Origin of the sequence: Candidatus Litorirhabdus singularis (assembly GCF_026262625.1) — a bacterium.
Taxonomy (GTDB): Bacteria; Pseudomonadota; Gammaproteobacteria; order Pseudomonadales; family Halieaceae; genus Litorirhabdus; species Litorirhabdus singularis.
Map to the genome: position 1 here is coordinate 555,129 of NZ_SHNN01000003.1, position 26,933 is coordinate 582,061.

A 26,933-nucleotide genomic window follows, 5' to 3' on the forward strand; every position below is an offset into this window, starting at 1 on the left:
GTCCCGGCCGATCTGTCAAGCCGGGATCGACGCGACAGTCGGACTACTAGCTCAACAGTTCTCTGGCATGTTGCAAGTAAGCATCAATACGCTCGCCAATCGCCTCCAGAGACTGCACCTTCATACCACCGCTGGCGCCCTGCTGCAGCCTTGCCAAAACGCCCTCAACGATGCACGCCTGCTTCCACCAGCTGAACGCGTTATACCATTGCATGTGCGTGATGCTGACTGCGGACATTTCACAGTAACAGTCCAACACTTGCTGACGCCCCGGAAACTCCGGATGCTGTGTGGGAGGCGCCATAAGCCAGGTCAGACTTTCGCCGGGCTCAGCCCAGTAATTCAGCGACCAGATAAAATCTGCGCGCGGATCGCCGATTGTGCACAGCTCCCAGTCCAGCACCGCCGCTACCCGGTAATCATCACCAAGAATACAATTGTCAAACCGGTAGTCGCCGTGCGCAAGACCCGGGGCCAATTCTGAAGGCGGTGAGGTGGCGACCAAGGCCGCATGCAATTCGTCAAACAAGGGCTGCTCACGTTGGCTTGCCACCTCAACCTGCCGCTTCCAGCGTTTCAACTGACGCTGCAGATAACCGTCGTGCTGGGCCAGATCTGCCAGACCCACTGCCTCCAGATCAATCTGGTGAAACGCCACTTGCGCTGCCACCAGTGATTCCATGGCCTGCCAACAAGCCGCAGCCGTCATTGCCGCGCAGTCGGACTGTTCACGCAGGGCGAGACCTTCTACCAGCTCCATGCAATAAAACTCGCTGCCGGTAACGGCCGAGTCATCACACCAGGCGTACAACTGCGGTACCGGCACGGCAGAGCCCTGTAGGCCGCCAATAATTTTGTATTCACGCTGCATATCGTGTGCGGTTGCTATGCGGGCACGCACCGGCGGACGTCGCAGAATAAAGCGCGCGGCATTGGCCGCCGTGACCCGGTAGGTCAGATTGGACCCACCGGCCGCAATCAATTCAAATTCATAGGGTGGCGGCATATCCTGCAGATTGGCCGCTAACCAGGCGGTGACTTGTTCCAGCTCTATACCCTTGGGCGACTCCATCAGGGATTCTCCACTGATGAATCAGCAGCATCCCGCTTGGCCGCCGCAACAGCGTCACCATACCTGGCTACCGCCTTCGCCCGCTGACTGGGAATATGCTCCGAGGGCAAGCCCTCGCGTGGCTCCTGCAACGCCAACACCAGCCGCGAGACGGTTTGCTTATGCACCTCATCGGCACCATCGGCAACGCGCAGCGCGCGCCCGGTGCGATACATCTGTTCCAGCGGCATATCACTGGAGTAACCCAGTGAACCGTGTAACTGAATAGCGCGATCAATCACCTGCAACATAATATTGGGCACTGCAAACTTGGTGGCAGCGATTTCCTTTTGCGAGGCCTTGCTATGCGGACCCTGGTTATCCATGGTCCAGGCTGCCTTAAGCACAAATAGCCGCGCCATTTCAATTTCCGCATAACTGTCGGCTATCATCGCCTGCACCAACTGCTGTGACGCCAGCGGTTTGCCACGCGTGTGCCGCGACACCGCCCGCTCCTGCATCATTTCAAAAGCTCGATTGCACTGCCCAATCATGCGCATAGCGTGATGAATACGACCACCGCCCAGACGCTTTTGGGCCAGCATAAAGCCCTCTCCGGGTTCACCGATCATGTTTTCCAAAGGCACCCGGCAATCCGTAAACCTAACCTCGGTATGACCGCCGATACGCGGCAGCAGATCGCCAACGTCAGTGTGACCGGGATGCGACATGGTGCCGACATCGCGCACCAACTCAACCCCAGGAGTCCCGCGCGGCACAATGACCATGGCGGCGCGGGCATGGGGTGGTGCAGCAGGATCGGTCACAGCCATCACTACCATAAAGTCAGACACCGACGCATTCGAGGCATACCACTTGTGCCCGTTAATCACCCACTGCTCGCCCTCACGTTCACAGCGCGTTTGAATACCCGTGGGGTCACTACCGGAGTTATCGAATTCAGTCAGCGCAAAAGTTGAGCGCATCTCACCGCGCAGCAGAGGATATAACCACTGCTCTCGCTGCGCTTCATTGGCCCCGGCGGCAATCAATTCGGCATTACCCGAGTCCGGCGCCTGACAGCCAAACACTTCAGGGCCCAGATCACAGCGACCCAACACCTCATGCATCAAGGCCAGATACATTTGACCCCGCCCCTGCCCACCATCCTCAGGCGGCAAGTGTGCTGCCCACAAACCGCGCTCTTTGACCCGCTGCTTGAGCGGCTCAAAAATGCGATCCATTTGTGGCTGAGTGACATCACCCAACAACAGCTCCAGCGGAATAATTTCGTCGTCTACAAACTCGCGAATCCAGTCCAGCTCAGCTTGTACTTCTGGCTCAGTTGAGAAATCCCACGCCATACTTTTCCTCCCTCGTTGTCGCCGCTGCGCTGCCGCACGTCACCGTGCCATCGTATTGCCACGGAGCATTTTGACCAGCATAAACCGGCGCTATGTCACCCACCAGTCAGTTTGAGAATTTGCGCGAGCGTGGTTTAAAAAAGGCGCGCGGCAGCGACTGCGCCTGGAATACAAATCAGCCTAATCGACTTCAGGTGTTTCGCGGGCACTGCCAGGCCAGCGCAGAGGCGCCAAAAACAAACCCCAGTAAGTCAGCGGCAACTCAACATCCCCCGTGCCGATATCGGAGCTTTGCTGAACCCTGTCCCGCGGCCAGAAGAAACTACCAAAGACCCAGTCCCAGACAATCGTGTTGTTACCGTAGTTGTGATTCGCCAGAGTGACATCCTTGCTGTGGTGCCAACGATGCAGCTCTGCCATCGAGAAAATGTAATTCAGCGGGCCCAGGTGCACGCGATAATTGGCGTGCTGAAAATAACCGTGACTGGCACTGAACAATGCCACCAACAGAAAGCATTCCGGCGACGCCCCCAACAGCACCAGCGGCAGCGTGCCCGACAGACCGTAGAAGGTGATATCGAGATAATGAAAGCGCGGCGCATTAAGCCAGTACAGCCGATTGGAACTGTGATGCACGGCATGCAGGCGCCAGCCCCAGGGCCACTCGTGCATCTTGCGGTGATACCAGTAACTGCCGAGGTCCGCGATCAACAATGCCAAACAAAACTGTGGCAGCAACGGCCAGCTGTGCGGCCACAGTGACCATGGCATATGCGCTGCCAGATACCCTCCCAGCAAAGCAAACAAGGCCAGGCGCAACGGCTCGGAGACCACAGCCGCCAACAGAGAGTTGATCACCAGCGTGGTTATATCGGTGCGTACATTTTCCGTCCAGCTGGGGTGCCAATCCGCACAGTGCGGCTGCACTCGCTCCAACAGCCAGACACAAAGCGGCACCGACACCAAACCAACCCCAAATGCCGCGGCGGTTGCCTCCGGGCGATGCTGCATGACCCAGAGCATACCGCCCATGACGGTGATCATAACTAGCGGGTAACTGGTCCAACTGATCAGTCGTCGCCACCACAGCGCCGGATACAGGAAATAGGGGTTGTCTGCCGTCATAAGTCAGAGTCTAGCTCAACCGCCAACAAAACCGCCATTAATAACCAAGGTATGACCGGTGACCCAGCTGGCCTCCTCAGACGCCAAATAGACTACGCCAGCAGCCACATCCTCGGGGGTACCGATACGGCGGGTGGCATAGAACTTCTCAGCACCCACGCTGAATTCAGGCGGCACCGTATTAATCAGGCCCAGAGCAATGGAGTTAGCGGTCACACCTTTTTTGCCAACCTCCAACGCCAAGGAGCGCATAAAACCGTCCATAGCGGCCTTGGCCGCGCCATAGATACTGGAACCGTAATGACCGATACGCCCGGCATCAGAAGTGATGGCAATCAGCCGCCCCCAACCACGCTCCACCATCGAGTCAGCCACCAGACGCACGCAATTGAGCAAGCCATACAAGTTGTTATCGATGTGCTGCTGCCATTCGGCTTCCGGCATTTTTAAAAACGGGGTGACGGTCTGCCCATGTGGCAGCGTACCCACGTTGGCGACCAGAATATCCACGGGGCCCACACCCTGTTCTGCGACCGCCAAGGCGTTGGCAACCGCGTCCCGGTCAGTGACATCAAACCCGGCTGCAACCGCGGTGTGGCCGGCGGCTACCAACTCGGCTGCCATAGATTCAGCGCGCTCGGTAAAGTAGTCGTTCACTATCACCGTAGCGCCCTGGGCCGCGAGACTGCGGGCAATGCCCGCCCCGATACCACGACCGGCGCCGGTAACCAACGCAACCTTGCCATTCAATTCAAACATGCTGTTCGCTCTCCAATAGGGTGCACGACGTCAGTGATCACTGCCTACTGCTATCAGGTCAGTCGGCTTCTTCAGTCCTAAACGCTGGTAATAGCGCTCGGGGATGTTGGAAGCCACTTTATACATATGCACGATGCAAGGTCCGCGCGCCAAATCAGCGGCTGGCTCAACCATGAACAACGGCGCACCAAAATGTTTAATGGCCGCGATCTCAGCGGCGGGCTCGTGACAGCAGTAAATCGGCAGGTTGTCGCGGCCATAGGTGAGCGGCCCCGGTTCTTGCACCAGCGCTCCGCCGCGCTGCTCACTATAAGCGCCCTGCTGAATCAGCCGCGCGCCACTGGGGCAGGTATGTGGCCGGAAGGTCACTTTTTCGTCGTCCTCACTGAGACTGAACGGCTGCAAATGACAGCGGGTAAACGCAATCAGCCGCTGTACTCGTTCTCGAAACGGCAGGTTTCCCCCGGGGTCAAGCATCTGCGGTTGCATCACGGCTTCCAGCACCTGCTGCAGCGGCTCGATTCCCCAACCCCGATACAGAATGGATAGCAGCGCGGTTATGCGCGACATCATGCCATCGTGCGCTCTCAGCACTTCATCGTGCAGAGCAGCACTGCGCTGCAGCTGCTCCTCATATAGCCCAGCCTCTCCCGCCGCTAACGCGAGCTCTGTCTCCGCCTTCCAGGTATCTACCAGCGTCTCGGGAGTCAGTTCACGTTCGGGCGCTTTATTGAAATCCAGTATTTCATCCAAAGCCGACTGAGCGACATCACTCCCAGCCAATTGCTCCAAGGTGTCCAGTACCCGCTGCTCCCAACCGCGGTAGCTGCCGATGATCAACTTCGCTTCTTGCAGCAACTGCAATTGCAGCACGCGCAGCTGAGGAAAGTCTTCCGTCTGTAGCGCCAGACGCTGCAGCTCTACGCTAGGTATACCAGCGCGCTCCAACTCTTGTTCACTGAACTCGCGAGCGACGGCAACCACCATCAACCCTGCTGTAACTGCTCAATCACCGCTGCCACCAAGTGATCATCTGCCGGATCTTCCGGCATCGGGAAGGTAATTCGCCCGGTCAAGTCGCCATAGCGCTCTTTGAATACAGCGGCAATTTCATCGTAGGTGCCACGCGGTACAACTTTTTCCAAAACCTCATCAGTGATGATATTGGGCATATCCTGCCAAGTACCGTTGCGGGTCATATCGAGCAGTTGCTGCCCCTTATCTTGCCAGCCGAACAATTCCAGCGTCGGCCAATAGGCCGGTGTCGAAAACAGGAACCCCAGCATCCCACGCTGCTTCTCCCATTCTGCGGCCACCGTAGCTTCGTCCTTACCCGTGGCAGTAAGCGGGCCCAGCACCAGTTTGAAGTCTTTCCCGTCGCGACCGGCTTTTTCAAAGCCCTGCTGCAGACGCGGCAGAAACACCTGACGAATATATTCCGGCGGTGTATTGGTGGGGTGGGTGATGACACCATCGGCAATGCGCCCCACCATGCGGGTCATGTCGGGGCCTACAGCACCGGCCAATATGGGGATGTCAGGGTGATCTATCGGCCCCGGATTAAAAAATGGCTGCAGCTTGGTCAGACTGTAGTGCTCGCCTTGAAAGTTAAGCCTGTCACCGCTTTGAAAGCTGTGAAAGATGGCTTTGACCGCCTGAATATATTCGCGCAGCTGCGGCACCGGACTATCCCAGCGCGCCGCGTAGCGCTTCTCAATATTGGGTTTGATCTGGGTACCCAGCCCCAGCTCAAAACGTCCCGCCGACATGGCTTGCAGGTCCCAGGCGGCAATAGCCGTAATCATCGGCGAGCGCGGGAAAGCCACCAACACCGATGTGCCAACGACCAGCTTACTGGTAGCCGCCAGCGCCATGGCAGAAATCAACAGCCCATCATGCACCGCGTCGGGAACTTGCAGCCCAAAGTATCCCATGGCCTCAGCTCTGGCAGCGCGCTCGCCTGCGGCGCCCGGCCCCATGGTCTCCGAACAGTTGGCGAATACCTGAAACATACCTGTACTCCGGTTGACTTGAATAATTAAACAGCTAAACTGATAGTAAGTTTAACTGACTATATCGATATTGCAATGCCCGATTTACAGCCACATCAGATAGGCCAGATACTGATGCTCGCCGCCCGCGATTTTCAGCGCCGTCTCGACCAGGACCTGCGCAGTCGCGGTATTAAAGGTGTCGGCTCGCGTCACCGCGAGGTCTTTCTACAGCTCGGTCAGAACGGCGCCTCGCGCAGTGTCGACCTGGCACACTCTGCCGGTATCAGACCGCAATCGATGATGGTTATTGTGCACGAACTGGAAGAGTTGAAGTTGGTAGAGCGCCGCCCGGACCCGTCAGACTCCAGGGCCAAGTTAATAGATTTTACTGATCAGGGACGCGCTTTTATCGCCGAGTTAACCCGCTCCACGGAAATCGTGTGGCAACAGTATGAAGACGCCGTTGGCAGCGCCCGTTTACAAGCAACCGTTAGCGGCCTGCAGGCCCTGTTAGACGCAGACAAAGGAGTAACAGTATGAGCAAAAAAGTTGCCTTTATTACCGGCGCCAGTCGCGGCATAGGCGCCGAATCGGCGGTGGCACTGGCCAAAGCGGGTTATCAGGTGGCGATCACCGCGCGCACCCTCAGCGATGGCGAAGCACACGATCATATCGGCCAATCCAGCGCCCTGCCGGGCAGTCTGGAGGCCACGGCGGCCGCAGTAGCTGCCGCAGGCAGTGAGGCGCTATGCCTGCGCGCCGATATAACCGATGAAGACTCGGTCGTAGCCGCTGCACAGGCCGCTCTTAAACACTTTGGGCAGGTTGACCTGCTGTTCAATAATGCGGTTTACCAAGGCACCGGTAATCAGGAGCGGATACTGGATGTGGAACGCGCCCAGTTGGATCGCATTTATCAGGGCAATGTCTATACGCCGCTGGCACTGATCAAGGAAATACTGCCAGGCATGCTTGAGCGCGGCCATGGCACCGTACTCAATATGCTCTCCGCCACTGCCTTTATGGACCCTCCAGCCGCTGCTGACAAAGGCGGTTGGGGCTTTGCCTACCCCTCCTCCAAAGCAGCACTGGGACGCATGGCTGGCTCGCTGCGCGCCGAGCATCCGGACAGCGGCTTGCGGGTATTCAACCTGGAACCCGGCACCGTGGTAACAGAAGTCATGAAAGCCGCCGGTATCGACACCGAAGTACTCGCGCGATTTAAACCCTGCACCCCGGCCGCGATCGCTGCAGTCGTCGCCTGGTTGGCAGAAAACGAACCCAAAGAGGAATGGAACCCCCTTGAAATTTTACGCGCGCCGCGCATGGCGAAGGCCATGAACCTGCTGGACGCACCTTCACTACTGGGAGAAGCAACATGAGCTTGGTCTTGCTGGAAAAACACGACGGATACGCGATCGTCACGCTCAACCGACCCGCCGAGATGAACGCATTGTCTCGCGATCTACGCAAAGAGTTTGTCGCAATTTTTGCGGATTGCAGCGCGGATGAAAACATCCGTGTGATTATCCTGACCGGCAACGGCAAGGCCTTTTGCGCTGGCTTCGACCTCAAGGAACTCGGCTCCGACAATTCTGACAACGCCGCCGATGAGGTCAACAATGCGCTGGCCTGGGCGATGAGCGCTTTTGAAGGACCGATTATCGGCGCCATTAATGGTCACGCCATTACCGGCGGATTCGAAATGGCCTTGGCCTGTGATGTGCTGATTGCCTCAGAAAATGCGCGCTTTGCCGATACCCATGCGCGGGTCGGGATACTGCCGGGTTGGGGTTTAAGCCAGAAATTGCCACGCTTGATTGGCTTGTCCCGAGCCAAAGAAATTTCTTTCACCGGCGCGCCCGTGTTCGCTCAGCAAGCTTATGAGTGGGGGCTGGTGAACCACGTTTTTACGGCGGAGGAATTACTTCCCAAAGCTATCGAGATGGCTGAGAACATGTGTGGCTGCGTGCCGCATGTGCTCAAACAGTACAAACCACTCATCGATGAGGGTTACTCAATGCCACTGAACGAGGCCATGCCCTGGGAAGAAGCCAAGGCGATCGAATCTGCCAAGCAGGCCAGCGCTGCCATGATTGAGGCGCGTCGTAAAAAGGTACTGGAAAAAGGCCGGAGCGAATCCGAATGAAGGGCAAGGTAGCCCTTGTCATGGGCGGCGGTGCCGGCACTGGCAGAGCCACGGTGCTGGCTTTTGGCGCTGCGGGGGCACGGGTTGTTATTGCCGACTTAAATCCCGAGGGCGGCAAAAAATCACTGGCTGAGCTGGAAGCCGCCGGTGGTGAAGGCATATTCGTACAGGCCAATATGGCCAGTGCCGACGATATCGCGCGGGTGATGGGCACGGTGCGCGACACTTATGGCGCGCTACACGCAGTGTCCAATAACGGCGCACGCGGTACTGACAATCTACCATTTACTGATATTAGCGAAACCGACTGGAACAACTGCATGGACGTTACGCTGAAGGGCGTGTGGCTGTGCATGAAGGCGCAGCTGCCACTGTTGGAAGCCTCCGGTGGCGGTGCCATCGTCAACGTTGCCTCCCTCTCTGGTATCAAGGGCGAACCCCTGCAATCGGTGTACGCCGCCGCCAAAGCCGGCGTCATCAATTTGAGCAAGTCGGCCGCCACCGAATACGCCAAACGCGGCGTACGCGTTAATACGGTCTGCCCCGGCGGTATCCGCAGTGGCGGCATGGAATTCTATCTGGACAAAATGCCGGAGATGAAAGAGAAGGTACTGGGCGTCCACGCGATGGGAAGACTGGCAGAACCGGAGGAAATTGCCGATGCTGTGGTTTATTTATGTTCCGACAAGGCCTCCTTCATCACCGGCCACGATATGGTGGTCGATGGCGGTGCTCAGATTCGTTCCAACGTAGTCGACCTCTGAAACCCTGTCATAGCAAGACAGCTGCGAGGTTCAATGCCCTCGCCAGCGCGCCTTGATATGTGACTGCCGCACGGCGATTTCACTGCGCCGCTGATCGGGGCTGACTTGCGGTGTGTCGGCGGGTAGGTGACTGGCAATGTCACTGAAATCTACTAACCTGGCTTCAGCTATCGGCATCCCTTCAGCTGAAGGCTGCTCCCGAAACACAAAGCGCATCGCGTGGGTGCCCTTTTCCAGTCCCGTGGTGTCCACCCAACCCTGCACCCCCGGGTCGCGATGGGCAACAATGTAGTAACGCGAACCATCAGACGCCACCGGCAGCTGAGCCCCGGTGAGGCTGCTGGTGTAATTCTGCTGATCAGGGCCTTCGAACCAGAGGTTATTCAGCTGAAAGCCAATATAGTGCGGCTCTACCGGCGCCGTGACTTTGACAATCAGGGCCTGCTCCGACTCCAGCTCAAATACCCCTGCCGCATAGAGCTGCTGGGCCCCGGCAACACCGCCGGCGGTAAACGGCGCCGCCGGCTGATTAATCCCGTTGACCGGCATATTGCGGCGTCCGTCTCCATTCACATCCGCATTGACCTCCAATGCCAGCGCCTGCAATTTTTGCCAGAACAGAATCTGATTCGGCAACTCGGTGCCTATCTTGCGTAATTTTGACGCGACAAACGCTGAGTCGATCGGCGGCCGACTCTCACCGATCGCGTCCAGCCGCAAAATTTCCATATCCAGTGGTTGCTCGTAGGTCCAGTCCGAGAAAATCTCGCGGACCGAAAGAAACTGCGCTTGGCGCAACTCCTCAGTGGCATCAACAGCACAGGCCATCAATTTCTGCGATAACAGGAAATTACCGGTATGACCCGGCGGCCGCTCTGGCCCTATCAGTATCTCGAAATTATTCAGACCTCCTACTTCAAGCTCAAAGCTATTGAGGTAGTCCAGAGTCTGATTTTTACAACTGGCCATCTCAGCCAAGTCGCCGGTACCGCCAGGCACATCGGTGATGGTCTGAAATGTCACCATGCGCGGCGCCTTGGCGGTCTCTAAACCACGTGCCGAAGAACCCCATTCGCTGACGTCGGAGGCAAAGCCCACCACCATGTAATAGCCAGTAGCGTCGATAGGCGCTTTCAGATACATCGCATCGGGATTTTCGCCGGTCCATTTACGCAACATATCCATGGAGCGACCAAACTCAGGAAAGCGGGGGTCCTGCCGCATTTCCATCTCGATCATTCGGTTAATGTGCCCCAGCATGTAGCGATGGCCTTCGGCAAGATTGCGATCAGTCGCGGGCGCCGGAAACGCACGCGGGTCGGTGAGACTGTGCTGAGCCCGGTTCAAACCATCGATAAAATCCGCCCAGCTGGAGTCAAGATCGTTAGCGGCCGGCGCTGGCATAGGCGAAGGTTCCGAGGACCAGGGCGTGTAGACCGCTGCTACCAATAAACCGCCTAGCAGCATGCCCAGCAGGGTAAAAACTATACGGCTCATATCAGTTCCTTTGGCAGCGCGCTATCTTGCTGCGCGCCGCACTTGTTATTAGTGTGATTTCATCTTACCGTTTACTTTCAATAATTATTACCCGGGAAGCAGCCCATGCAAGAAAAAATACCCCAGCAACTCGCGCTACTCTATGCCAAATATGTCGATGACAAGGAATTCGACAAAATGGGGGCGATTATGGTGGATGACGTCAAGATGGGTTCACACGGCTTTGGCAGCAACACTCTGGAAGAATTCAAAGAGCAGCTGAAGTTCCTCGACACCTTTTCCGCCACCATGCACCTGATTGGCAACCAGCTAGGCGAGTGGGATGGCGATAACTACAGCGGCGAAACCTACTGTGTTGCCTCACACATCTATGAGAAAGACGGGGTGCCCCATAAGATGGAAATGGGTATTCGCTACACAGACAGCATCAGTGCTGTAGGCGATACCTACAAATACACCGAGCGCTATCTGAACGTAGTATGGGAGCAGGATCTGCCGCTGACCATGGGCTGAGCACTGAGCGCTTGCGCGCTCAGAACAACAGACCACTGAGAAAGAGGACGGCCAGGCCACCATCGATGATCAGAGCCGGAATAGTCGCCTTGAAGGTCATGCCATCTTTTGCCATTGAGTAGAAACGAGCTAACAGCACCAAGGTCCAGCCCAACCCCAACGCCATGTAGACCTCGGGGGAGTTAAGAATCAACGCGGCAATCGCCAAACCCAGATTCATGCCCCCGAATACGCCGCGTATCTCTGACCAGGCATCGGGCCGCGTCATTTCAATACCCATACTGTCAGTAAAGGCCTTGGGCTTAAAAAAGCCGACCAGGCCCAGCAGTAACATCAGCAGCGCGCCCACTCGGGGCATCCATTCAATTATCGTTTCCATGGCACGTTCTCATTCAATTTTAAGGCAGATTAACAATATGACCGCTGCGCGCAAAGGTTTTAATAAGAGCGCGGCATGCCCAGCTCATGTTCGCCCAAATAGGACAAAATCAGATTGGTTGAGATAGGCGCTATCTGATACAGGCGAGTTTCCCGAAACTTCCGTTCCACATCGTATTCCTCGGCCAGACCAAAGCCGCCATGGGTTTGCAGGCAGGTATCACCCGCCGCCCAGGACGCCTCTGAGGCGAGCATCTTGGCCATATTGGCTTCGGCGCCACAATCATCTCCAGCATCGTAGAGCCGCGACGCTTTCTCTACCATCAGATCGGCAGCACAGGTCTGAGCATAGGCCCGTGCAATCGGAAACTGTACGCCCTGATTGGTGCCAATCGGCTTGCCAAACACCTCGCGCTCGCAGGCATACTGGGTCGCGGTTTTGATAAACCAGCGCGCATCGCCAATACACTCAGAAGCAATCAATATGCGCTCGGCGTTCATGCCCGACAAAATGTAGCGGAAACCCTTGCCTTCTTCACCCAACAGATTGGCAGCCGGCACCCGCAGATTGTCAAAGAACAGCTCGGTGGTAGCGTGGTTAATCATGGTGCGAATCGGCTTGATGGTGAGACCGTTACCCACCGCCTCGCGCATATCGACAACAAATACTGATAAGCCCTCGGTTTTCTTACTCACCTGTGACTTGGGCGTGGTGCGCGCCAACAAGATCATCAGGTCGGAATGCTCGGCGCGAGATATCCAAACCTTTTGCCCGTTGATCACATAGTCATCACCGTCGCGCACCGCCATGGTAGTAATGCTGGTGGTGTCAGTGCCTGCGGTAGGCTCTGTTACGCCGAAGGCCTGCAAGCGCAGCTCGCCACTGGCGATACCCGGCAGATAACGGGCTTTCTGCTCTTCACTGCCATGGCGCAGTAGCGTACCCATCGTATACATCTGGGCGTGGCAAGCGGCGGCGTTGGCGCCCTGCTCATGTATAGCCTTCATAATTTCCTGTGCCACCAGCAGCGGCAAGCCACTGCCTCCATACTCCTCCGGTATCAAACAGGCCAACAGCCCGGCCCGGGTCAGTGCCTGCACAAACTCGGTGGGATATTCCCGTTCACGATCTTTCTCACGCCAGTATTCCCCCGGGTACTCGGCACATATCTGCGCCACCGTTTCCCGCACCTGGGTTACCAGTTCGTCGTGATCACTCAAGCTATTTTCTCCTTTCTGATTCATTCGTAGACCGGTACCTTCAACATATCCACGCCACTGCCGCCATCCACATACAAATTGACGCCGCTGATATAGGCAGCGGCATCGCTGGCGAGAAACAACACCGCATTGGCAATATCTTCGGGGCTGCCCACGCGCCGGACCTGTGTTTCGCTAGTGAGGGTATCCGCCAGTCGGTCGACACCCTCCGTCTGACCAATTTCACCGGGGGCAATGCCGTTGACGCGAATCCCTAAGCCCGCCCATTCGGCAGCGGCTGAGCGGGTAAACGAAATCACCCCGCTCTTGGCGGCAGCAGCATGTGCCTGCCAGCTAACGCCCATATGCTCAAAGGGTGCCGTGATATTAATCACCGCGCCACCGCGCTCTTTCATAATCGCAGTGAACACCGCTTTGGTGACATTAAAAGTCCCCTGCAGAACAATGTCCGCCACCGTCTTGAAGGCATTGTATGACAGGTCTTCAATACGCGCCGGAAAATTCCCCGCGGCATTATTGACCAGTATATCCAGCGCTCCCCAGCGTTCCAGGGTACCCGCCACGGCACGCTCGACTGCCTCGATATCGCGGATATCAGCCTGAAAAACGATGCACTCTATACCCTCGCTGGCCAATTCGGCTGCGGTTGCCTCCAGCACCTCAAGCTTGCGACTACAGATAGCCACGCGGGCGCCGTGCAAACCCAGCTGCCGCGCAATCACCTTACCAATACCGGTACCACCCCCGGTAACCAGCGCCACTTTGCCGGCCATTAAGTCTACTCTGAATTCTGACATACACTGCTCCATCGGCTGCGCAGTATAGCGTTTGCCAACTGCTGGCGGCCAGTGCAGTGCGCCAGCCTGCCACTAGTGATTCAGGCGCTGCTCAGTCGCTCTGCAGCGGTTTTAGGGTTATCGGCAAGTCGTCGCGCGGCTTGGAAATGGGCGACTGCTGCACCGGCATGGTATAGCCCTCGGGCACAGACCACTGATACTGCTTGAGCATTTCAAACATCACCAGCTTCACCTGCATAATGGCAAAATGTAAACCGATGCACATATGCGCACCTCCGCTGAAAGGGATCCAGCAATAAGGGTGATTCTTCTGCTCTGCGCGCCCTTCAGAAAACCGCTCCGGATCAAATCGAGTCGGCTCTGGCCAGTACTCTTCCATGTAATGCGTGTGAATTGGATAGGTGGCAATCATGGAGTTGGCGGGAACGGTATAACCCGCATACTCGAAAGCATTGAGACTGTACTTCGGCAAGGTGGACAGCGGCGGGTACATGCGCAACGCCTCTTTCATCACCCGCTCTACCAGCGGCAAGCCGTCCAGGTGCGCGTAATCCAGATGCTCCAGCTGCAGTCCCCTAGCCTCTTCGCGCAACCGCTCCTGCCACTCGGGGTGCCGGGCCAGCGCATAGGTCATACTGGTCAATGTACTGGTCGTGGTGTCGTGTGCCGCCATCATTAGAAACAGCATATGATCAGCCACCTCCTGATCGGTGTACTGATTACCGTCCTCATCCTCGGCACGACACAGCAGCGAAAACATATCGGTGCCAGCCCCGCTGCGTTTAGCGGGGATCTCTCGCAGCAGATAGTCAATGATGTACTTACGGGCGCGGATACCGCGCCACAAAATGGTGCCCGGTACTGCCCAGGGAATACGCGGCATAGACGCCGCCACGGTATCTTCAAACGCCTTGCTGATCTTGCTGGCTTCGGCGCCCAGGTCCATACCCAGAAAAATAGTGGCCGCGAGATCCAGGGTCATATGTTTGAAAGCGGGAAACGCCAGCAACTTGCCGCTGGCATCAGCCTCCAGCTCTGCAACGGCGGTCTCCACCTGTGGCACCATTTCCTGCATATAGCGTTGCAGCGCCGTCGCCTTGAAGCCTGCCTGCATAATGCGGCGATGGTAGCGATGGTCATCGCCATCACGCAGCATCAGGCCGTTGGTAAAGATACGCCCGATAATCATGTCCCAGGCTTTCTTATTGGAAAACACCTGGCTTTCATTGACCAACATCAGCTTCGCCGCATCGGCCCCCATAAGATGCACATAGGTCATGCCGAACATCTTCTGCATGACCACATCGCCGTAATCTTTACGCAGCTCACGGGCGTGTTCAAGCGGATTATTGTAGCTGCGACGCAGCAGGCGCCACGTGCCCCAAATGCCGGGTTTTATAGGCTGCAAAAGCTTGGGCGGATTAGCGGTCATTACTTGCCTCTATGCGCTGCGATGCTTTGCAGGGACTATTTGTTAAGAATGGATTCTTTACGCGACTTGAGTTTTGGCTTTTCCGCCAATTGGTCGAGCCGGGTAGGTCCGGAGGCTTCGGCGGGATACACGGCGCCAGCGTTCTTATTGGCTACAGACTTGGTAGCCGCGGAACTGGGCTCAGCGGATGACGGCCGCAATTGCCACAGCAAAAAAAACAGCGCCGCGTAAACAATAAGGGTTTTGAAGACCAGTGCCAGCCCAATCCACTGTGGATAATGCTGTTGCAAAAAGCTGGCAACGTCGGTGTACAACCAGGACGTCACCAGTGCGAACGCCGCTGCCGCACCGATGAGAAAAAGCTTCATGCGATACTTACCAGCAAAAGCCAGCAGCGCACTGAGTCTGGCGAATCGATACAGCGACACGACTAGATACTCAGCCCAAGCATAGCGAGCACTCCAATGATCCCGGTCTGCTTGATATCGCCCCAGACGGAGGCCTCTGCGTCCGCGAGCAAGTATTCAAGCTCCTCTTCACTCAGATCTTCTTCCGACTTACTGTGCAGGATAAGATCTTTACGCACCCGTTTGACGGCTACTTTACGGACCCTGCGCTTGATCACACGATGCGGGAAATAGTGCTTAAGTTGTTCCAGTTCCATAAGCTTAGGGTACACCAGTCACAGGCTTTACCGATACGGGTACGCCGTTGACCACCGAGGTGCCTGAAGGGACATCCAAAGTCTCATCAACCAAATCATTGGCACTGACACCGGGCAGCCGCTGGCGCGCCGTCGACTGCCCACTGTCGGCGTAAGTGTGCCCAAAGCCGTGCGGAAAACTGACTACGCCAGGCATCATTTCATCACTGACCACCACCTCCAACACCTGGCTGCCAACGGCCGTGGTAATTTCCGCCGGCTGCCCCTCATGCAACGCCAACCGGGTCGCATCCTGCGGGTTAACCAACAGCGTGCAGCGATTCTTGCCACGCGCGTAGGGCACCAGATTGTGCAGCCAGGAGTTCATATCGCGAATATGCCGGCGGCCGACCATCACCAGGTCAGGCAGCGGCCTTTGCAGCGCCAGCGCAGCACGCGGCAGGTCGTTCACGATCAATGCGGGCACCAGATTAATGCGCTTGTTCTCCGTGCGTAGAGCATGAGGTAACATCGACTGCAGCGGCCCCAGATCAATGCCATGCTCAGCCGCACTAACCTTGGCCAGAGTCAGTCCATCCGGATTATCGCCAAACTGGTCGCCATAGGGCCCCAGCCGCAGCAGAATATCCAGAAACCGTTCGCTGTCACGATACTGCTCGGTCGCCGCCTTGATCTGCGCTGCTCTGGCTTCGGGATCAGCAGCGGCAGCGCAAATCTGCGCCAGCATACCGTCCAGCATCATCGCATTGAGGTCTGCGGCCTCCATGCCGTTCATACGGGCAGCCACCTCCAATAACAACTCATACTGTTCGCGACTGTCATCCGCCGCCGCAAACACCTGCGGCGAGTAGCGAGCAAAGTTGCGCTGGCAAAAAGCCGAGAACAGGAAATCGTAATTACTGTGCTCCAACTGAGTGGTCGATGGCAGGATAATGTCAGCTGCAGCAGTGGTCTCATTAATATAAAAATCTAGCGCCACTACAAAGTCGAGTTTTTCCATGGCACTGCGCACCGCCTTGCCGTTAGGCACTGACAATACCGGGTTGCCCGCTACGGTAATCAAGGCATGAACAGCGTCTGCTCCCTCACAGCTAAGCTCCTCGGCCATCAGGGACGCGGGCAGCATACCCATGTACTCCGGAAATCCTCGCGCACGCGACTTCCAGCGACCGTGCTTTAGCGGCTGATATGGCAAGGGCTCGTTCTGCCCGGTAGCCGGCCGCGCAATCATCGACCCACCCGGCACATCGAGACGACCGCTGAGTATATTAATCACCTCCACCAGCCAACTGGCAACGGTACCAAACTCCTGCGTGCACAGGCCGATGCGGCCGTACAGCACGGGATTGTCTGCCGCGTGAAAATCTGCCACCAACTGCCGGATAGTCGCCGCGTCGATGCCGGTTACGGCGGCAACACTCGCGGCAGTGTAAGGTGCCACCAACTGCCGTAACTCCATCACCCCATCGACAATCGGTGCCAGCGCGCCGACCGTCACCCAGTCATTGCTAAACAACTCATTGACCCAGGCCAGCAACAGAAAAGCGTCACTACCGGGCCTGATAAACAAGTGCTGCTGTGCGACCTCGGCTGTCTCCGTACGCCGTGGGTCCAGCACCACCGTGCGACCACCCCGCTCATGCAGTTCCTGCAGCCGCGCCTTAATGTCCGGCGCGCCCAACAGTGAACCCTGCGACACCAATGGATTGCCTCCCATGCACACCAGGAAGTCAGTGCGTTCCAGATCCGGCACGGGTATCAGCCAGGCGTTCCCGTAGAGTAGTTCACAGGCCAGGTTCTTGGGTTGCTGGTCAACACTGCCGGCGGAGAAAAAGCGCTCGGTATTGAGCATGTTGATAAACAACTCGGTGTAAATCTGGGTGTTGAAGTTATGGCCGTTGGGGTTGCCGTAATACATCGCGATAGCATCTTTGCCATACTGTTCGCGGATGCCGTGCAGACGCTCACCAACTTCGCTCAGCGCCTCCTCCCAGCTGATCGACTCCCAGCCGTCGGCGGTGCGTCGCACTGGCTCACGCAGTCGCTCCGGATCCTCATGGATATGATTGAAAGCCTGCGATTTAGCGCAGACATAACCGCGTGAACGCGGGTCATCCGCATCGCCTTTAATCGAAATTACCTGGCGCGCATCTTGATCCACCTCCAGCACCAGGCCGCAGCTGGCTTCACAGGTGGGACAACTACGGTATATCGTTTCAGTCGCTGATTCAGTCATTGTTTTGCCTTACTGACGTATCACAAAAATGCCGGATAGAGTCGACCCGGCACAAGCCATTGGGTTTGCTGGGGACCACCGCCGGCGAGCCGGAGAATGTATCTGCTGCGCGTTGCCGCCATTAAAAACGCCTCACCACAGCAGACTGCCATGAAATGGCATAGCCCTGATTTTGTCAATTAACAGCGGCAGCCTGCGGCCAGATAGTCAAACCAGCGTGGAGCCAATGTTCTTTCTCGCAGTGGACTCGTTGCCAGATTCGGTCCTGCCTTGGCTTATGGCCCTACACCCTCTGCAGGACCGGCTCCGCGACAAACCGCAGACATGACAGCACCGCGAGAAGCTAAGGGCAGCTCTCTGTGCCTGGAAAGTCAGGTCAGGCGTAGTGGGGATAGACCGGCTGGTACATCATGGCTTTTATCGCTGCCAGCGGGTTATCGGGTCTGACCACGCTGGCCACACCCTCCTCCCAGGCAACTTCCGCGACGGCAGCAGCAATCAGCGCCGACACTTCTGTGATATTTGATAGCGGCGGGTACACCCGTCCCAACTGCAGATCTTCGGCAGTAACCTGGTCAGCAAGGCAATTCGCAGCAGCAAGAAACATAGTGTCGGTGACGCGGGTGCTGCCACTGGCCAGCACTCCCAATCCGACCCCGGGAAATATATAGGCATTGTTGCCCTGACCAGAAACAAACTTCTTTGCAGCATAGCTGACCGGCGCAAAGGGACTGCCGCTGGCGAACACAGCCCTGCCGTCACTCCACTGGTAGGCCTGCTCCGCAGTACATTCAGCCTTGGTCGTGGGGTTGGATAGCGCAAAAATCAGCGGACGCTGGTTATACTCGGCCATGCTCCGAATGATCGACTCGCTAAACACCCCCGCTTGCCCCGCGGCACCGATCAGAGCGGTAGGCTGCAGTACCTCCACCGCGTCCTCGAAGTTGGCAATCGCTTGCTGATCATGGGCAAACGTCTGTTTTTGCTCGGGTATGTCGCTACGCCCGCTGACCAGCAAACCCTGGCTATCGAAGTACCAGCAACACTGCCGTGCCTCCGACTCGCTGATTCCCATCGCCACCAGCGCCGCCACCACACTGCGGCCAATCCCGATGCCCGCCTGACCGGCGCCATAGAACAACAAACGCTGGTGCTCAAGTTTGCCCTTGCTTATGCGCATTGCTGCCTTTAAACCCGCAAGAGCCACTGCACCGGTACCCTGAATATCATCATCAAACACACACGCCAGATCACGATAATGCTTTAGCAGACGAAAGGCATTGCGGTTACCGAAGTCTTCCAGCTGAATCAGCACGCCCGGAAACTGCTGCTGAGCAGCGTCCATAAATTCTGCGACCAGATCGTCGTAGCTCGCTCCCCTTTCGCGGCGCTGCTCCAATCCGTTATAGAGCTCATCGCCGAGCAGGGATTCATTATTGGTGCCGACATCGAGCGTCACTGGCAGGCAGTGCTCAGGCGCTATGCCCGCACAACCGGTGTACAAAGACAGTTTCCCAACGGGTATGCCCATGCCATTAGCGCCAAGGTCACCCAGACCGAGAATGCGTTCACCATCAGTGACCACAATCACCCGCACATCCGGGTGCGGCCAGTTAGCTAAAACATCTGCAACCTGACCAAGATCATCCAGTGAGATATACAGACCGCGGGGGCGGCGGTAAATGTGCCCAAACTCCTGGCAGGCCTTACCCACCGTGGGTGTATAGATGAGCGGCATGATCTCTTCAATATGATTCATGAGCACGCGGTAGAACAGGGTCTCATTGCGATCCTGCAGGGCTATCAGAAACAGGTAGCGCTCCAGATCCCCGGACTTGGACCGCACATTACCCAGCACCCTGCGTTCCTGCTCAGCGAGGGTATGCACGCGAGGGGGCAGTAGTCCATTGAGTCCCAGTGCCCGACGCTCTGCGAGCGTGAACGAGGTGCCCTTATTACGCAAAGGGTCATGCAATAACCTGACCCCGCCTGGTATCTCCCCGGCGTCATCCATTACTGCGTAGTCTCATCACTATCGACAACCTGCTAGTCCCGCAGTCGATCCGGGTAAACCAGTCCCAGCATGTATTCAGCGGCGGCTTCTGCATCGTAGTCCGACACACTGCTATCGCCTCCCCGAGCCGGCATTTTGAGGTAGCCTTGCTGAGCATGCTCAAAAAGAACAGCTTCCCACAGGCTCGATCTGTCCTCCCAGTCGGCCGCCCGTTCAGGCACCGGCGCGCCATCCTGGCCGCTCTCATGACACCCGGCGCAAGCTTGCTGATAGGCCGCTCGGCCTTCTTCATACCGCTCCAGGGCATTGCCTTGATTCACGCTAAAAATCAGCAACAACAAAAACCATCTGCAAGTCATCAGCCACATAACAGTTACCCCCAATCCAGGTCGGATTCTGGCAAGCCACTCTGCACAGTTCAGGCAGCTCTAAAGCAAGCATGGCACATCATTATCCAAAATGTATTGATGTAGCTCAGATAGTGAACAAGCTCTGGAGCAAACGCCTGATCACTGAGCGAAGGGGGCGCCGTCAAAGCGGTCGCGCACTACAAACTCCTCTACCGCCTTACGCTTCAATCGCGTCAATTGCTTCACCGGCTTACCGATCGGCACCAGCGTAGCCAACGCCCAATCTTCAGGAACATTCAGTAATTCCTTTACCGCCGGTTCAACCGCCAGACTGATAGTGGTCATAGTGCCGCCAAAGCCCTCGGCCCGCGCCGCCATAAGAATATTCCAGACCAGAGGATAGATGGAGCCTCCACTGGCCAAACTAATACGATCAAGGTCCTTGTCCAGCGCAGCAATACTGCCCAGATCAAGACAAACTGCTAACAACACGCTGGCGTTGCGCAGGTGATCGGTGAGCTGCGGCAACGGCTCAACCGCGGCTATCTGTTCCGCTGTCAGCGCGGTTTCGTGAATGGGACTGTAGGGCGTCTCGCCAGCCATAGACTGGGCTGTATAGCGCCGTGCGGTCTCTAAGGAAAGGTCTGCAATGGCGGCTTGCAAAGGTTTGTCACGCACAACGATAATTTTACCCGCCTGACGATTACCACCGCTGGGCGCGAAGCGCGCATTCTCCAGAATCTGGTAGAGCAATTCATCCGACATGTCCTCGCCGGTGTATTGGCGGGCCGAAAAAGTGCTGCGCATGGTTTCATAAAGTTCCAAGAATAATTCTCCCTTTCGGTACACTAAGAGGGCCCGAGACGGGCACGGCTTCAGTTTAGCAGATACTGCGGAGGGGTATTATCGGAACCTTGGCAAAAAAACCGGGCGAGCAAATGCTGCGCCCGATGCAGCAGACTCAGAACATGTACTTGAATTCCATACCGTACATACGCGGAGGCTCACGCCGGTCATAGGAGGGCGCACCGTCAGTAATCGGCGATGCGATAGCCGCACCGGAGCCGCCAGCTTCCGTGTCTGGACCCCAGTCGGTGGCATTGGTCATCCAACCGGCCACTTCCCAGTTGCCATTCGGGCTCAGGTAAGCAAGCCGCAGATTCAATTGCTCTTTGTCTTTAAGGTCCGGGCAGCTGTCAAAAGGCAAGTCATCACCGCGTGGCGCAACCGCAGAGTCCTGGCTAATAGTTAAATCACCGTCAACGGTATCCAGCTCATAGTAGGCTGAGGTGCCAGTACCCAGGTCTTCAATGTACTTACAGGAAAGACGGTCCGTCTCACCTTCCTGCCAGCCCCAGGAAATAGCGGCAGAAACTTCGGAGCCCGCATTCATCGCATAGGTATACGTTGCGCCCAGAGCATAGGAAATTTCTGGAGAGCCAGTCAGCTTGTTGCCGGTCTCGTCAACGGGATCGCATACACCGTCTACTTCGCGACGCCGCACACGGTCCGTGTACTTGGCATCCAACGTACCCAGATTACCCCAGAGCTCCAGGCCATTGACTGGCACCCAGTTAACAGCCAGCTCTACGCCTTGGCCTTCCACATCCGAGGTTTCAAATTGGTTGGAATCGAAATCTGACTCGGGCAGACAAGACGCCGGAATGAAGGTCAGGTCCTGCAAATTCTCGTAGTCGAAATCAAAATAAGTCGCATTAACGCGCAGCGTATTATCCAGCCAGGTAGATTTAATACCGAACTCCAGGTTTTCTACCTCGGCAGGGTCAAACGCAGGCGACACGTTGGAGTCGTCTGCACTGTTAAACCCGCCAGCCTTATAGCCTAGCGCCCAACTGGCGTACAACAAAACATCTTCGGTGAGCGCATAGTCCACCACAAAGCGCGGGGTGGTTTCATTCCAACTCTCGCTCTGATCGTAGGAGCCTGGAATAGTACCGCCGACTGGCAGGTAGTTACCGGCATCATCAAACAGTGTTGGCGTGAATGCAAAATGGACGCCGAAATCGTTAACCGGGACAAAGCGACTAAAGTCCTTCTCATCTTCTGTGTACCGCACACCGGCAGTCAGTGAAAGCTTTTCAGTCACGTCATAAGTAAAGTCGGCAAACACCGCCCAGGATGTGTAATCTCCCTGCACGTTGATATTCTCGCGATAGCGATCAGCCACTGCCAAGGCTTCTGCACCGCTGGTATAAATCCGTGGCAGATGCGGGAACACCGAAAACGCAAGATCATAGCCGGTACCCGGCGGAAAAGTGTCATAGGGAACGCCAACCTCGCGCTCTATAATCAGGCGATCTGCTGCACTCGGGTCAAGCGAGATCGCACTGGTCTGCTTGGCAGTCTCCTCGTGGTAATTAGCACCAACAGTCCACTGCAGTTTCTGCCCCCATTCACCGGCAAAGCGGAACTCCTGGCTCCACTGCTCATTATCTTCGATGTTGTTGTCATCGAATTCAAAAGTGGGATCGATCCAACCATCCTGATTCTCAGGGTTCTCACTCTCGTAAGTACGGTAGGAGGTGATCGATGTAAATGTCGCAGCAGACAATTCGTAAGTCAGGTGCAGCGAGGTACCAAACAGCTCGCGGGTTTCATCCAGGCGTCGGTTGGTGGCAGTCTCTCGAAAGTCTGCGCCGGCATTATCGCGCGGGCCATAAAGAGCGCTGGTAACGGCTTTCGAATCCTGATCAATTTTGTCGTACTCGACACGCCAGAGAATATCCAGATTATCTGACGGTAACCAACGCAGGGCACTGGTGATAGCCCAATTCTTTTGGTACTGATGATCATCTCCGGTAACAATATTCGTCACATAACCATCTCGGGTGTTTGCCAGCACACCGGTACGCCAGTACAGCTGATCGGTCAGCGGCAGGTTGTAAACACCTTCGACCTGCACACGATTATAATTACCCAGGGTCGCCTGAACCCAACCCTCGGTTTCATCAATTGGTTTATTGGTTACGTACTGGATTGCACCAGCCGCCGCGTTGCGGCCAAACAACGTACCCTGCGGACCGTTCAAGATTTCGATGCGGGCGATATCATTGAAGGCCACCTTAGAACCACCGGAGCGTCCAATGTAAACACCATCTAGATACACACCCACCGCAGGGTCTGCTCCCACCCCAAAATCGCTGGTGCCAATACCACGAATCTTGTAGCTGGGCTGGTTGGAACTGCGCGGAATCTCAACATTGGGAGTAAACGCGTCCAGGTCACCTATATCCTGCGCGGTAAGACGGTCCAGACTCTCTGAGGTGAACGCCTGCACTGCAATAGGCACATCCTGCAGACCCTCCTCGCGCTTCTGAGCGGTAACCACAACTTCTTCTAGCACAGCCTGTGAATGAGCGAGCTGAGTGGCCACTGCGAGCGCGACTGGCACTGCGATTCTGAATACGTTCATGCTGTCCCCTGATTTGAACTTTATAATTATTGTCAGCGGTTTAAAGACCAGTTTCTGACGTTTTTCGGCTCGATTATAGCATTGCGTCTGGCGCTAATTGCACCCCCCATTTAGTCTGTCAGCAGCACGCCCTCAGCGGTCGGCTGCAGCAAATCGAGATCTTTATTGCGCGCATTGTTGACGCCGATCGCAAGCGGCTGAACCCGCAATGGATAGCTGAGCTGTGGCGCAAAAATGGGGTCGTTAACCGCCAAACGGGACTGTGGGTCAAGCCATCGCTCAACGTCTTCCTCGCGCAATACCACTGGCATGCGTTTATGGAACTGCTCAAATTCAGGGGCCGCTGCCGTGGTTAACAGAGCACAGGACTCTATGATTTGATCGTCACCCTGCCAAATCTCCCAAACCGCAGCCACCGGCAATGCCTGATCAACGGCGGCAATGAGATACGGTTGCTTAGCGTCCTCTTCCTTCCGCCATTCAATAAACGAGGACATAGGCACAATACCCCGGCGGCTTTTAAAAGCCTCGCCAAACGCACGGCTGCTGGCAATGGTTTCGCTGCGTGCGTTGAACATCGCGTATTTCTGGTCGACCTGTTTTGCCCAGGCCGGCGTCAGCCACCAGCGCACAGCTGCCAGCTCTCGCTGCAGACCAGACTGGCGCACCATGGCAATAGTTTCAGTGGGAGCGATGTTGGAGCGAGAAGGTAACGTCAGGTCGACACCCAACACCTGCAGTAAACGCTGCAGTTCAGGATTATCAATAACGTTAAAGCGCCCGCACATAGCGTCTCAGGATAGACGCTCTGGTACCCGTCGGCAATTGGCGCTGGCGCGTTGCGTGATCGCTAGGCGCAATAGGCCTCGCCAGCGGCAATCCTTGCACCCAGTGCAGCCAATTGACGGGCACTACCGCCTAACATCATTTCATTATGACGCGCCCACAGACAGTAACGCCAAAGAGGATAGTCTCGGTCGATGCCAGTACCACCATGCAGGTGCTGAGAGGCGTAACTCACTCGATGCCCCACATCGCCAGCCCACACTTTGGCAATCTGCACTTCATTGGTCGCGTCTGCCTCACTGGCCAATAAACTGGCAGCCTGATAGGTGTTCAAGCGCAGGCACTCCACATCTATATAGCAGTTTGCTGCCCGATGTCCCACGGCCTGAAAGGTACCAATGAGCACACCGAACTGCTTGCGCTCTGCCGAGTAAGACGCGGTCATTCGCATTGAATGATCGGTGACACCCAGTTGATGCGCACACAAAGCGGCTGTTGTACGCAAACTCAGCCATTGCATGACCGCTGCTCCTGCGGTGGGACCGGCCAGCACATCCGCCGCCGAGACCTGTACATCCTGCAACGTCAATTGGTACTGCGTCTCATAGGTGCTGTAGCGCACATCTTCCAGGCTAATACCGGCAGATTTGGGATCTACAAGTAACACCACCACGCCACCATCAACCGCTGCAGACAAAAGAATACGATCAGCACTGCGGGCAAACGGTACGCAGGTTTTCAAGCCACTAACCCGATAGCCATCGCCATCCAATGTCGCTGTTGTCAGCGACGGTGCAGCGGGTTCCTCATTCCCCGGCTCCATCAGCGCCGCGGTAAGCAGCACATCGCCGCTGGCTACGCCAGGCAACCAGCGCCCCTGTAGCTCGCTGCTACCAAAGCGTTGAATTGGCGCGGCGGCGGAAACCAAATGAGGAATCACCGGCACCGGCGCAATGCTGCGCCCAACCTCCTCGATAAACAGCGCCAGCTCGGTAAAGCCAAAGCCCATACCGCCGTGACTCTCTTCAAGCGCCACGCCTAATAGGCCGGCCTGAGCCAACTGTTGCCACAGCTCGCGATCAAATCGCTCAGCTTTAAATTCGTCATAGGCTGCCAGCCGCTCCGGGGTCACCTGCTCACTGAGTATCTGGCGCGCCAACGTTTGTACTTCGCCCTGTTGTTCTGAAAATCCGAAATCCATACTATTTGCTCCTGCTAGCGACTGGCACGGGGAATCCACAACCCGGCCGCCGAGATAATATCGCGTTGAATTTCGTTGGTACCACCGCCAAAGGTGATAATAGAAGCAGTACGATAGAGTCGTTCTATACGACCCTGCAGTACTTCACCGGCCTCTGAGTGAGCCTTGACCATCGAGGCCTGCCCGACGACCTCCCCCAACAACCGGTAAGCCTCAATAAAAAACTCGGAGCCATAAACTTTTGCCACCGACGCATCGGCCATATCCAGCGTACCCTCACTCATCGCCCAAGCCTGCTTGTAGCAGACCAGCTTGAGCGCCTCGATGCCAACCCGTACCCGCGCCAGATTGCCCTGCACCCAAGCCTCGTCGACCAGACGACTGCCGTCCGCCAGCGTGGTTTCGCTGGCCCACTGCACCACTTTATTAAACAACACTGCAGTTGGACCAACATTCACCAGGCTCAAGCGCTCGCGGTTGAGCTGACTGGTTATCAACTTCCATCCGCCATTAAGCTCGCCCACCAAATTACGATCGCTGACCCGAATATTGTCGTAGAAAGTGGCATTCGTGCGCACATCACCCAGCGTATTGACCGGCGTACAACTCCAGCCCGGATCATCATTGGGAACCAGGAACATGGAGATACCCTTGTGCTTTTTAGGCGCATCGGGGTCGGTGCGCACCGCCAACCAGGTGTAGTCGCAGAAGTGTGCCAGCGAGGTCCACATTTTTTGCCCGTTGATAACCCACTCATCACCATCACGCACCGCGCTGGTTTTCAGCGCGGCCAGGTCAGTACCTGCACCGGGTTCGGAATAGCCGATCGAGATCAATAATTCGCCAGCGAGAATTTTGGGCACCAGCTCGGTCTTATGCCACTCATTGCCGTTTTCCGCCAACTGCGGACCCACCGACTCAGTGGTGAGAAACGGGAACGGATAGCCGGCCCGCATAATTTCCTCGACAAAGATAAACTGTTCAATCGGCGACATCCCCTTGCCACCCAGCTCTTCGGGCCAACCGAGGCCGATCCAGCCGTCAGCGCCCATTTTTTTCAGTGCAGTGCGCCACAGCGGACCACCACCCTCACCCATATCCCGGCTACATTCATCCATCAGTTCCGGAGTCATTAACTCGCCAAAATAGGCGCGCAGTTCCTCCCTGAGAGCGTTTTGTTGAGGGGTAAACTCGACTTTCATGGA

26 protein-coding genes are annotated in these 26,933 nt (G+C 56.4%); 5 read left to right on the plus strand and 21 right to left on the minus strand.

The features are described 5' to 3' along the window. Positions 1-46: 46 nt before the first annotated feature. From EYC98_RS17040 to EYC98_RS17065, 6 genes are all read right to left on the minus strand, one after another. Positions 47-1,072, minus strand: a complete 1,026-nt coding sequence (locus tag EYC98_RS17040; RefSeq protein ID WP_279246574.1) for a phosphotransferase family protein — start codon at positions 1,070-1,072, stop codon at positions 47-49. Continuing rightward, entirely contained in the window at positions 1,072-2,415 is a 1,344-nt protein-coding gene (locus EYC98_RS17045; protein WP_279246575.1) for an acyl-CoA dehydrogenase family protein, read from the minus strand. The genes EYC98_RS17040 and EYC98_RS17045 overlap by 1 nt, the downstream gene beginning before the upstream one ends. A gap of 180 nt (positions 2,416-2,595) precedes the next feature. Then, positions 2,596-3,540 carry a sterol desaturase family protein gene (locus EYC98_RS17050; RefSeq protein ID WP_279246576.1) on the minus strand — a complete coding sequence of 315 codons (945 nt, stop codon included), beginning with the start codon at positions 3,538-3,540 and terminating at the stop codon, positions 2,596-2,598. A 15-nt stretch (positions 3,541-3,555) separates the two neighbouring features. Further along, positions 3,556-4,299, minus strand: coding sequence for an SDR family NAD(P)-dependent oxidoreductase (locus EYC98_RS17055; protein ID WP_279246577.1), 744 nt, complete (start codon positions 4,297-4,299; stop codon positions 3,556-3,558). 30 nt (positions 4,300-4,329) lie between these two features. Further along, positions 4,330-5,286 (minus strand): hypothetical protein, encoded by a 957-nt coding sequence (locus EYC98_RS17060; RefSeq protein ID WP_279246578.1) that lies wholly within the window; start codon positions 5,284-5,286, stop codon positions 4,330-4,332. Then, positions 5,286-6,311 (minus strand): TIGR03617 family F420-dependent LLM class oxidoreductase, encoded by a 1,026-nt coding sequence (locus tag EYC98_RS17065; RefSeq protein ID WP_279246579.1) that lies wholly within the window; start codon positions 6,309-6,311, stop codon positions 5,286-5,288. Before EYC98_RS17065 ends, EYC98_RS17060 begins: the two co-directional genes overlap by 1 nt. A 75-nt stretch (positions 6,312-6,386) precedes the next feature. Between EYC98_RS17065 and EYC98_RS17070 the strand changes: the two genes are divergently transcribed. From EYC98_RS17070 to EYC98_RS17085, 4 genes are read left to right on the plus strand one after another with little or no spacing between them, the layout of a single operon-like run. After that, positions 6,387-6,833, plus strand: coding sequence for a MarR family winged helix-turn-helix transcriptional regulator (locus EYC98_RS17070; RefSeq protein WP_279246580.1), 447 nt, complete (start codon positions 6,387-6,389; stop codon positions 6,831-6,833). Next, positions 6,830-7,675, plus strand: a complete 846-nt coding sequence (locus EYC98_RS17075) for an SDR family oxidoreductase (protein WP_279246581.1) — start codon at positions 6,830-6,832, stop codon at positions 7,673-7,675. The genes EYC98_RS17070 and EYC98_RS17075 overlap by 4 nt, the downstream gene beginning before the upstream one ends. Continuing rightward, positions 7,672-8,442, plus strand: coding sequence for an enoyl-CoA hydratase (locus tag EYC98_RS17080; protein ID WP_279246582.1), 771 nt, complete (start codon positions 7,672-7,674; stop codon positions 8,440-8,442). Before EYC98_RS17075 ends, EYC98_RS17080 begins: the two co-directional genes overlap by 4 nt. Continuing rightward, positions 8,439-9,206 (plus strand): glucose 1-dehydrogenase, encoded by a 768-nt coding sequence (locus EYC98_RS17085; RefSeq protein ID WP_279246583.1) that lies wholly within the window; start codon positions 8,439-8,441, stop codon positions 9,204-9,206. The genes EYC98_RS17080 and EYC98_RS17085 overlap by 4 nt, the downstream gene beginning before the upstream one ends. 30 nt (positions 9,207-9,236) lie before the next feature. Here the strand turns inward: EYC98_RS17085 and EYC98_RS17090 are convergent, their stop codons facing one another. After that, a complete protein-coding gene (locus EYC98_RS17090) occupies positions 9,237-10,703 on the minus strand; it encodes a hypothetical protein (RefSeq protein WP_279246584.1) in 1,467 nt (488 codons plus the stop codon). Positions 10,704-10,808: 105 nt separating this feature from the next. On the opposite strand from EYC98_RS17090, the gene EYC98_RS17095 reads away from it, so the two are divergent. After that, positions 10,809-11,216 carry a nuclear transport factor 2 family protein gene (locus EYC98_RS17095; protein ID WP_279246585.1) on the plus strand — a complete coding sequence of 136 codons (408 nt, stop codon included), beginning with the start codon at positions 10,809-10,811 and terminating at the stop codon, positions 11,214-11,216. A 19-nt stretch (positions 11,217-11,235) separates the two neighbouring features. Here the strand turns inward: EYC98_RS17095 and EYC98_RS17100 are convergent, their stop codons facing one another. The 14 genes from EYC98_RS17100 to EYC98_RS17165 all read right to left on the minus strand — a co-directional run bounded on the left by EYC98_RS17100 (position 11,236) and on the right by EYC98_RS17165 (position 26,930). Continuing rightward, complete coding sequence (locus tag EYC98_RS17100) at positions 11,236-11,595, minus strand: DUF4345 family protein (RefSeq protein ID WP_279246586.1); 360 nt, start codon at positions 11,593-11,595, stop codon at positions 11,236-11,238. Positions 11,596-11,654: 59 nt separating this feature from the next. Further along, positions 11,655-12,815, minus strand: coding sequence for an acyl-CoA dehydrogenase family protein (locus tag EYC98_RS17105; RefSeq protein WP_279246587.1), 1,161 nt, complete (start codon positions 12,813-12,815; stop codon positions 11,655-11,657). Positions 12,816-12,835: 20 nt separating this feature from the next. Further along, a complete protein-coding gene (locus tag EYC98_RS17110; RefSeq protein WP_279246588.1) occupies positions 12,836-13,612 on the minus strand; it encodes an SDR family oxidoreductase in 777 nt (258 codons plus the stop codon). Between the two features lie 91 nt (positions 13,613-13,703). Then, a complete protein-coding gene (locus tag EYC98_RS17115; protein WP_279246589.1) occupies positions 13,704-15,044 on the minus strand; it encodes a cytochrome P450 in 1,341 nt (446 codons plus the stop codon). A gap of 35 nt (positions 15,045-15,079) precedes the next feature. After that, positions 15,080-15,472: a hypothetical protein gene (locus EYC98_RS17120; RefSeq protein WP_279246590.1), complete on the minus strand. Its 393-nt coding sequence runs from the start codon at positions 15,470-15,472 to the stop codon at positions 15,080-15,082. A gap of 2 nt (positions 15,473-15,474) precedes the next feature. Continuing rightward, on the minus strand, positions 15,475-15,708 hold the full coding sequence (locus EYC98_RS17125; RefSeq protein WP_279246591.1) for a hypothetical protein: 234 nt from the start codon (positions 15,706-15,708) through the stop codon (positions 15,475-15,477). A gap of 4 nt (positions 15,709-15,712) precedes the next feature. After that, entirely contained in the window at positions 15,713-17,944 is a 2,232-nt protein-coding gene (locus EYC98_RS17130; protein ID WP_279246592.1) for a molybdopterin-dependent oxidoreductase, read from the minus strand. Between the two features lie 376 nt (positions 17,945-18,320). Then, positions 18,321-19,958, minus strand: coding sequence for an NAD-dependent malic enzyme (locus EYC98_RS17135; RefSeq protein ID WP_279246593.1), 1,638 nt, complete (start codon positions 19,956-19,958; stop codon positions 18,321-18,323). A 32-nt stretch (positions 19,959-19,990) separates the two neighbouring features. Further along, entirely contained in the window at positions 19,991-20,278 is a 288-nt protein-coding gene (locus EYC98_RS17140) for a c-type cytochrome (protein WP_279246594.1), read from the minus strand. Between the two features lie 189 nt (positions 20,279-20,467). Beyond that, a complete protein-coding gene (locus EYC98_RS17145) occupies positions 20,468-21,133 on the minus strand; it encodes a nitroreductase family protein (RefSeq protein ID WP_279246595.1) in 666 nt (221 codons plus the stop codon). 136 nt (positions 21,134-21,269) lie between these two features. Further along, on the minus strand, positions 21,270-23,741 hold the full coding sequence (locus tag EYC98_RS17150) for a TonB-dependent receptor (protein ID WP_279246596.1): 2,472 nt from the start codon (positions 23,739-23,741) through the stop codon (positions 21,270-21,272). A 110-nt stretch (positions 23,742-23,851) separates the two neighbouring features. Further along, positions 23,852-24,529: an SOS response-associated peptidase gene (locus tag EYC98_RS17155; RefSeq protein WP_279246597.1), complete on the minus strand. Its 678-nt coding sequence runs from the start codon at positions 24,527-24,529 to the stop codon at positions 23,852-23,854. 62 nt (positions 24,530-24,591) lie between these two features. Continuing rightward, a complete protein-coding gene (locus EYC98_RS17160) occupies positions 24,592-25,728 on the minus strand; it encodes an acyl-CoA dehydrogenase family protein (RefSeq protein WP_279246598.1) in 1,137 nt (378 codons plus the stop codon). A 14-nt stretch (positions 25,729-25,742) separates the two neighbouring features. Beyond that, complete coding sequence (locus tag EYC98_RS17165) at positions 25,743-26,930, minus strand: acyl-CoA dehydrogenase family protein (protein WP_279246599.1); 1,188 nt, start codon at positions 26,928-26,930, stop codon at positions 25,743-25,745. Positions 26,931-26,933 lie beyond the last annotated feature (3 nt).